This is a genomic window from Bradyrhizobium sp. 62, assembly GCF_023073035.1.
GTDB lineage: Bacteria > Pseudomonadota > Alphaproteobacteria > Rhizobiales > Xanthobacteraceae > Bradyrhizobium.
Map to the genome: position 1 here is coordinate 38,414 of NZ_JADPIT010000015.1, position 7,422 is coordinate 45,835.

9 protein-coding genes are annotated in these 7,422 nt (G+C 63.7%); 7 read left to right on the forward strand and 2 right to left on the reverse strand.

The features are described from left to right. Positions 1–33: 33 nt before the first annotated feature. From IVB47_RS10490 to IVB47_RS10505, 4 genes are read left to right on the forward strand one after another with little or no spacing between them, the layout of a single operon-like run. Positions 34–747, forward strand: a complete 714-nt coding sequence (locus tag IVB47_RS10490; RefSeq protein WP_247286630.1) for a PIG-L deacetylase family protein — start codon at positions 34–36, stop codon at positions 745–747. Then, positions 744–1,427, forward strand: coding sequence for a 4-carboxy-4-hydroxy-2-oxoadipate aldolase/oxaloacetate decarboxylase (locus IVB47_RS10495; protein ID WP_247461416.1), 684 nt, complete (start codon positions 744–746; stop codon positions 1,425–1,427). The genes IVB47_RS10490 and IVB47_RS10495 overlap by 4 nt, the downstream gene beginning before the upstream one ends. Positions 1,428–1,446: 19 nt before the next feature. Beyond that, positions 1,447–2,316 carry a hypothetical protein gene (locus IVB47_RS10500; protein ID WP_247461419.1) on the forward strand — a complete coding sequence of 290 codons (870 nt, stop codon included), beginning with the start codon at positions 1,447–1,449 and terminating at the stop codon, positions 2,314–2,316. Beyond that, positions 2,316–3,239 carry an NAD(P)-dependent oxidoreductase gene (locus IVB47_RS10505; RefSeq protein ID WP_247461422.1) on the forward strand — a complete coding sequence of 308 codons (924 nt, stop codon included), beginning with the start codon at positions 2,316–2,318 and terminating at the stop codon, positions 3,237–3,239. Before IVB47_RS10500 ends, IVB47_RS10505 begins: the two co-directional genes overlap by 1 nt. A gap of 12 nt (positions 3,240–3,251) precedes the next feature. Here the strand turns inward: IVB47_RS10505 and IVB47_RS10510 are convergent, their stop codons facing one another. After that, positions 3,252–3,563 carry a hypothetical protein gene (locus IVB47_RS10510; protein ID WP_247461424.1) on the reverse strand — a complete coding sequence of 104 codons (312 nt, stop codon included), beginning with the start codon at positions 3,561–3,563 and terminating at the stop codon, positions 3,252–3,254. A gap of 213 nt (positions 3,564–3,776) precedes the next feature. Beyond that, on the reverse strand, positions 3,777–5,015 hold the full coding sequence (locus tag IVB47_RS10515) for an amidohydrolase family protein (RefSeq protein ID WP_247461426.1): 1,239 nt from the start codon (positions 5,013–5,015) through the stop codon (positions 3,777–3,779). Between the two features lie 143 nt (positions 5,016–5,158). Between IVB47_RS10515 and IVB47_RS10520 the strand changes: the two genes are divergently transcribed. From IVB47_RS10520 to IVB47_RS10530, 3 genes are all read left to right on the forward strand, one after another. Beyond that, the gene (locus IVB47_RS10520) at positions 5,159–5,578 is read left to right on the forward strand and encodes a nuclear transport factor 2 family protein (protein ID WP_247360432.1); all 420 of its coding nucleotides are present in this window, start codon (positions 5,159–5,161) and stop codon (positions 5,576–5,578) included. Positions 5,579–5,756: 178 nt separating this feature from the next. Then, the gene (locus IVB47_RS10525; protein WP_247461427.1) at positions 5,757–6,665 is read left to right on the forward strand and encodes an amino acid ABC transporter substrate-binding protein; all 909 of its coding nucleotides are present in this window, start codon (positions 5,757–5,759) and stop codon (positions 6,663–6,665) included. Between the two features lie 220 nt (positions 6,666–6,885). Beyond that, positions 6,886–7,422: FUSC family protein (locus IVB47_RS10530; RefSeq protein ID WP_247461429.1), on the forward strand; the 537-nt coding region annotated here is incomplete at its 3' end.

Sequence of the window (7,422 nt, forward strand, 5' to 3'; positions counted from 1 at the left end):
GACGCTTGCGAACAGAAGAGGGGAGTTTGTCCCATGAAAACAGGTCTCGTGATCACGGCCCATCCGGGCGATTTCGTCTGGCGGGCTGGCGGCGCCATCGCGCTGCATGCGAAAAAGGGCTATCGCATGAAGATCGTCTGCTTGTCCTACGGCGAGCGCGGCGAGAGCCAGTTCGCCTGGAAGGAAAAGGGCGCGACGCTGGAATCGGTCAAGGCCGGCCGCAAAGATGAGGCGGAGCGCGCTGCAAAACTGCTCGGCGCCGAGATCGAGTTCTTCGATTGCGGCGACTATCCGCTGAAGCTGACGGAAGCGCATTTCGACCGTATGGTCGACATCTACCGCGAGCTCAACCCGAGCTTCGTGCTGACGCACGCGCTGGAAGACCCCTATAATTTCGACCATCCGAACGCGGCGCATTTCGCGCAGGAAACGCGCGTGGTCGCGCAGGCCATGGGCCACAAGCCGGGTGCGCAGTACAAATATTCGGCGCCTCCGGTGTTCCTGTTCGAGCCACACCAGCCCGAGCAATGCAATTACAAGCCGGACCTGCTGCTCAAGATCGACGAGGTCTGGAAGGAGAAGTACGAGGCATTCCAGATCCTCGCCGCGCAGAAGCACCTGTGGGGCTATTACGAGCGCGTCGCGCTCAATCGCGGCATTCAGGGCAGCCGCAACACCGGCGTGCCGATGACGTATGGCGAGGCTTATCAGCGCCTGTTCCCGACGGTTGCGGAGGAGCTGGCATGAAGCCGGTCGTCGTTCGCAACATCAGGCGTGCCGATCCCGCCGGGATGGCGGAGTACGGCGTCTCGACCGTGCACGAGGCCTATGGCCGCATCGGCCTGATGAAGCCGTATCTGCGGCCGGTCTGGCCGGGCGCGGCGATCGCCGGTCCCGCCGTGACCGTGCTGGCGCAGCCGGGCGACAACTGGATGATCCATGTCGCGGTCGAGCAGTGCAGGAAGGGCGACATCCTCGTCGTCGGCTGTACCGCCGACAACACCGACGGCATGTTCGGTGAGCTGCTCGCGACCTCGCTGCAGGCGCGCGGCGTGCAGGGGCTGATCATCGATGCCGGCTGCCGCGACGTCAGGGCGCTGCACGAGATGGAGTTTCCGGTGTGGTCGCGCGCGGTCTCGGCCAAGGGGACGGTGAAGGCGACGCTCGGCGCGGTCAATGTCCCCGTGGTCTGCGCCGGCGTCAATGTTGATCCCGGCGACATCATCGTGGCCGATGACGACGGCGTCGTAGTGGTGCCGAGGCGCCATGCGGCCGAAGTCGCCGAGAAGGCGAAGAAGCGCAACGCGGACGAAGCCGGCAAACGCACGCGGCTGGCTTCGGGCGAACTGGGCCTCGACATGTACGGCATGCGTGAGGCCTTGGCGAAGGCCGGGCTCGTCTATGTCGACAATCCCGAGGATGTCTGAAGAGAAGTGGAGCGGGCCGATGGATCGTCTCAAGCTGAAGGCCGTGCTCGGCAGTCACCCCCATGTCCAGGCGGTGAGGAGCGGTGAGCTCCGCTCTGATCTCTTCGATCTCGATTTCATCGCGTACACGCCGACCAACACCGCGTTCAAGCCGATGGTGCGCGAGCAGGCCTTCGATGTCTGCGAGATGGCGATCGTCACCTATCTAATGGCGAAGGCGCATGGCAAGCCGCTCGTGCTACTGCCTGCCACCATGCTCGGTCGCTTCCAGCATTCCTACGCGCTCTATAACCCTGCGCATGGAATGCTCGGACCGTCGGATCTCGAAGGCAAGCGCGTCGGCATCCGCTCCTTCACGACCACCACCGGGGCCTGGATCAGAGGCATCCTCGCCAACGACTATGGCGTCAATCTCGACAACATCCGCTGGGTCACGTTCGAGGATCCGCACGTCGCCGAATATGTCGACACCACTGAGCGCGCGCCGAACGGCAAGAAGATATTGCAGATGCTGATCGACGGCGAGCTCGACGCCGTCCTCGGCGAGACCTCGACCGATCCCAAGCTGAAGACGCTGTTCTCCGATCCGGCCGCGGAAGCCGCCAAATGGTACGCCCGTCGCGGCGTCGTGCCGGTCAACCATCTCGTGGTCGTGACCGAACAGTTGGCGAAATCGCGTCCTGACGTGGTATCGGGCATTTATGATCTCCTCAAGCAAAGCAAGGCGCAGGCGGGATCGGCGGCAACGCCCGATCTTGTGCCGTTCGGGATCGACGCCAACAGGAAGCCGCTGGAGCTGATCGTCGACTACGCCTTCCAGCAGGCGCTGATCCCGCGCCGTTATGCGGTCGAGGAGCTGTTCGACGAGACAACGCGAGGACTGAACTGATGGCGGGCGATCCCAAGCGATGGCAGATCGGACTGGTCGGTTACGGCGAGGTCGGCAGGATCCTGGCCGAGGATTTGCGCCAGCAGAGCATCAAGGTCTCAGCCTTTGACATCAAGCTCGGTGGCGAGCAGGGCGCACCGCTGGTGGAGCATGCGGCGAAATTCGGTGTCGGGCTCGCAGCCTCGCACACTGAGCTGACCGCCAAATCCGATTTCATCATCTCCGTGGTCACGGCGAGCCAGGCCGTGCCGGTGGCAAAGGCCTGCGCGGCCGCGATCAATCAGGGCACCTGGTTCCTGGATTTCAATTCGGCGTCTCCCGGCGCCAAGCAGCGCGCCGCCGCGCTGATCGATGGCGCCGCCGGACGCTATGTCGAGGGCGCGGTGATGACATCGGTACCGCCTTGTCGCATCAAGGTGCCGCTGCTGCTCGGTGGTCCCGGTGCCAGGGAGCTTGAGCCGCTCTTGAACGCGATCGGTTTTGCGGCAAAGGTTGCGAGCGACGAGCTCGGTGTTTCCTCGGCGGTGAAGATGTGTCGCAGCATCATGATCAAGGGCCTGGAGGCCATGGTCATCGAAAGCTTCACCACCGCGCGCGCCTATGGCGTCGAGGATGCGGTACTGGCTTCGCTGGCGGAAACCTTTCCCACGATCGATTGGGAGAAGCAGGGCGCTTATTGCTTCCAGCGCGTGATCGAGCATGGCCGCCGCCGCGCCGAGGAAGTCCGGGAGGTCGCCGAGACCGTGCGTGAAGCGGGGCTGACGCCGTGGTCCGCGCAGGGCACCGCCGAGCGGCAGGCCTGGGTGGCGGACCTTGCCGATGAGGGCCTGTTCGGAACGAAAGGCACCAAGGAGTTCGCCCGCAGCGCTGATTGGCGCACCGAGGCGGATCTAATCCTGGCGAAGATCAATCGCGAGAAATAGGGTGGCTCCTGCTCAGGACTTTGGCGTGCGACAGCCGGTGAGATCGTCGCGGGTGCGTTCGATCGACGCCATCAGGTCTTCGGCCTTGTGGGCCAGCCGATCGTTCGCGACTTCGGTCCGGAATTCTGCGCGGATCGATCGAATACACTTGTCGGCGGTATCGAGCGTCAGGAGCATGCGCGTCAGGTCATCCTGTGTCCGGACGCCCGCCAGATCGAGGTCCGACAGGACGTGCCCGATGCCGTCGAGCCGCTTCAGGGCGGCCTCGCTGGGCGTTCTCGCTCGAATGGAGTGAGTGTCGATGCCGCTGAATGCGCTGAACATGTCGATGCTTCCCCGTTGAATGCAGACATCAGTGCCGGTCCTACTATGACCGGCACTGCGGGACTTGCAATGCGCGCAGCTATCGAGAATCAGCTAGAATCTACTATCCGGGAATCTACCGGATTCGGAATTGCGGAACGATCAGCGGTAACATCGAACGGAAGCTGCTCGGAAATAGGCCGCCCTTCAATGCAGATATGCATCGAGAGCGGATCAGCCGGAATTGAACAGAGTGGGCCGTTGACGCGCAAAAGTCTGCCGGCCGCTCTTGAAGCCCATCACGATATCCGGCAGCTCGGCGATGGCGAAGCGGCTGTCTTGTGTGTCGAGCACGACGAGATCGGCTGGATTCCCAACCTCGATCCCGTAATCCAGAAGGTTCATCAGCCGCGCCGGCAGCTCGGTCACGAGATCAAGGCAGGTATCGAAGTCGTTGACCGAGGCATGCGCGACGTTGGCGTAGAAATTCGCCATTCGCAGCAGTGAGGCATCACCGAACGGCGTGAACGGATTGAGCACGTTGTTGGTCGCAATCGAGCACACCACGCCGTCGCCGACGAGCTTGTGGGCGAGCGTCAGCCCGCGCGGCGCGTTGTGGGTCGCTTCGCGCCCCATCAGATAGAGATCGGTTGCTGGCAGCACGGTGACGGCAACGCCGGCCTTCGCCAGTTGCGCGGTGGCGGCCTTCAGCCGCTCCGGTGGCAGGGCGGAGAGTTTCGTCGCATGGCCGATTGCCACGCGCCCCCCGTAGTTGCGTCGCTCGGTCTGCCGGCAGACCTCGTCGAGGTGCCACCAGGAGGGATCGAGATCGAAATCGAGATGGAGATCGACGTCTACATCGAACGCCTCGGCGAGATCGAAGATGCGTGCGAGATGGGCGTTCGGATCGGTGTCCGTGTAAGGACAGCCGCCGATCACCTCGCCCCCGTCGCGCAGCGCCTGGACCAGAAGCTCCTCGCTGCCGGGATCGTTGGTGAGGCCTTCCTGCGGAAAGGCACAGAGCGACAGGTCGATCGCCCAGGCATAGTCACGCTTCAGCGCCTTCACCGCCTCGAAGCCGCGCAAGCCGATGCGCGGATCGATCTCGACGTGGGTTCGCATGCGCGTGGTGCCGTGGACGATGGCACGTTCGAGCACCCGGGCGCCGCGCGCGTAGACGTCCTCGACCGAGAAATCCTTCTTCATCCCGGAGACGGCGCGGATCGCTTCGGAGACGCTGCCGTGATCATGCCCGCAGCGGCCGAGCAGGCAGGCCTTGTCGAGATGGATGTGGCTGTCGACGAAGCCGGGCAGGGCGAGACGCCCGCCGACATCGACCTCGACGGCCTCGCAGGCGAGCGTCGGTTCGATGGCGGTGATCCGGCCGCGCGTGACGCCGATGTCCATCGGGTCGGCGGCACCACGCAGCAAGGCGTTGCGAAAGATGAGGTCAAAGGCGGGTTGCGCGGTCATGGCTCTTGCGGAAGGAATTTAGTGCATTCGGCCGCGTTTGGCGGCTCCAGATTGTCGGCAGTGTAGCGACGGAAATGTTCAAAATATATGCACGTATTCCCCGAGAGTGGCGTTAGTATTCCGCAAGCCCGGGAGATTGAGCCATATCCGCTGCCGCAAAAGCCGAAGCCGGTCCGTCGTCCGACGCCGAGATCGTTGAAGCCTATCTCACGGCGTCGATGATCCCCGATCCAGACGCCGCGGCGGCCTATATGGCGCCGGGCACGGTGATCACCTTTACCGGCGGGCGCGAGTTCGATCATCCGCGGGGCCCGACCGGGTTCAACGCCAAGCGCTACCGCTGGGTCAAGAAGAAGATGGATCGGTTCGACGTCTGCCCCGGCGACGGCGAGACCGTGGTCTATAGCGTCGGCACGCTCTACGGCGAATGGATGGATGGGACCGCGTTCGAGGGCAACCGCTACGTCGACCGCTTCGTGGTGCGGAATGGCCAGATCACCAAGATGGACGTCTGGAACGACAGCGCCGAGCGGATCCTGGTCCAGCGCGGCATCGACGCGTAACAGCCATCCTGGCGCTTGAGGCGCCTCGACTCCAGGCGGACAAAAGGCCGGTCACCATATCGCAAGCCGCGATAGCTGATAGAAGCAAGCTCGTCTGGCGGCTGCTGCGCGCCTGCGCTATCACCGATGCGATCGCTGCGCCCGGCATGGAGGCGCGAGCCTCCTCGAGGAGTTCCCGATGCGTTTACCCACTGTTGTCCTGGCCCTCACATGCCTTGCAACTGCCGCCTCCGCCGAAGACCTGTCGGGTACGCTTCAGAAGGTGAAGGAGACGAAGAAGATCACGCTGGGCTATCAGGAGGCGTCGGTCCCGTTCAGCTATCTCGACGGCAACCAGAAGCCGGTTGGCTTTGCCATGGATATCTGCCTTAGAATCGTGGATGCGGTGAAGAAGCAGCTCGGCATGCCCGACATCGCCGTCGACACCCTCGCGGTGACGTCGTCGAACCGGATTCCGCTGATGGTCAACGGGACGCTCGACTTGCATTGCTCGGCGACCACCAACAATGCCGATCGCCAGAAGCAGGTCGCCTTCACCAACACGCACTTCCTCAGCGCCACGCGATTTGCAGCCAAGAAAGCCGCAAAGATCAACACCATCGACGATCTCAAGGGCAAAGCGGTGACGGCGGTGGCCGGCTCGGTCAACCTGACGCAGCTCGCCAAGGTCAACACCGAGCGCAATCTCGGCATCAATGTGATGCCGGCCAAGGACCAGGCCGAGGCCTTCCTGCTGCTGGAAACCGATCGCGCCCAGGCTTACGCGCTTGACGACGTGCAGCTCGCGGTCGCGATCGCGCGCTCGAAGGAACCACAGCTCTTCATGATCAGCGAGGAGACGTTCTCGAAGCCCGAGCCTTACGGGATCATGCTGCGGCGGGAGGACGCGCCGTTCAAAGCGCTCGCCGACCGCGCGACCGCGGAGCTGTACGCCAGCCAGGAGATCGAGGTCCTCTACAAGAAGTGGCTGGAATCGCCGACGCCGCCGAGCGGCCTCAACTACAACGTCCCGATGTCGCCGGCCTTGCGCAACGCCTTCAAGAAGCCGAGCTCCAGCTTCGATCCCGATGTCTACGTAGCGAACTGAGGCGAGGGCTGTCGCCGCCAGAGGGACCGCGCGCAAGCGGCCCGCCGAGATGTCAGCAGGCCGTCGGGAACCCGCGCCGCCCTCGGGCCCTGCCGGGTGCGGGCCAGCTTGCTGATGCCGGCTCCGAGGAACTTGCGGTCACCTTCGCGACTCTCCAGCGCATAGGACCGCGGGTAAGCCGCCTGCGAGCCATGAAGACCGACGCCAAAGCGAAATAGCCATGCGCGCAGATGAGCCCTTCCTGGTCCGCCACGCGGACCTCATTTTCGCTTTGAAGACGTTCGCCGCGTCAATCCTGGCGCTCGTCATCGCGCTGGCAATGGATCTGCCGCGGCCCTATTGGGCGATGGCGACCGTCTACATCACTTCGCAGCCGCTGGCGGGCGCAACCAGCTCGAAGGCTTTCTTCCGCGTGATGGGCACGTTGGTCGGCGCGGTCATGACGGTGGCGCTCGTTCCGAACCTGATCGATGCACCCGAGCTGCTGTGCCTGGCAATCGCGCTCTGGGTCGGGCTCTGTCTTTACCTTTCGCTGCTCGACGGCACACCGCGCAGCTATGTCTTCATGCTGGCCGGGTATACGGTGGCGCTGATCGGCTTTCCTTCGGTGTCCGAGCCGGGCGCCATCTTCGACACCGCGGTGGCAAGGCTCGAGGAAATCTCGCTCGGCATCATCTGCGCCAGCCTGGTTTCGACCATCGTATTCCCGCGTAGCGTCGCGCCGGCTGTTGCCAATCGCATCGACAACTGGCTGGCG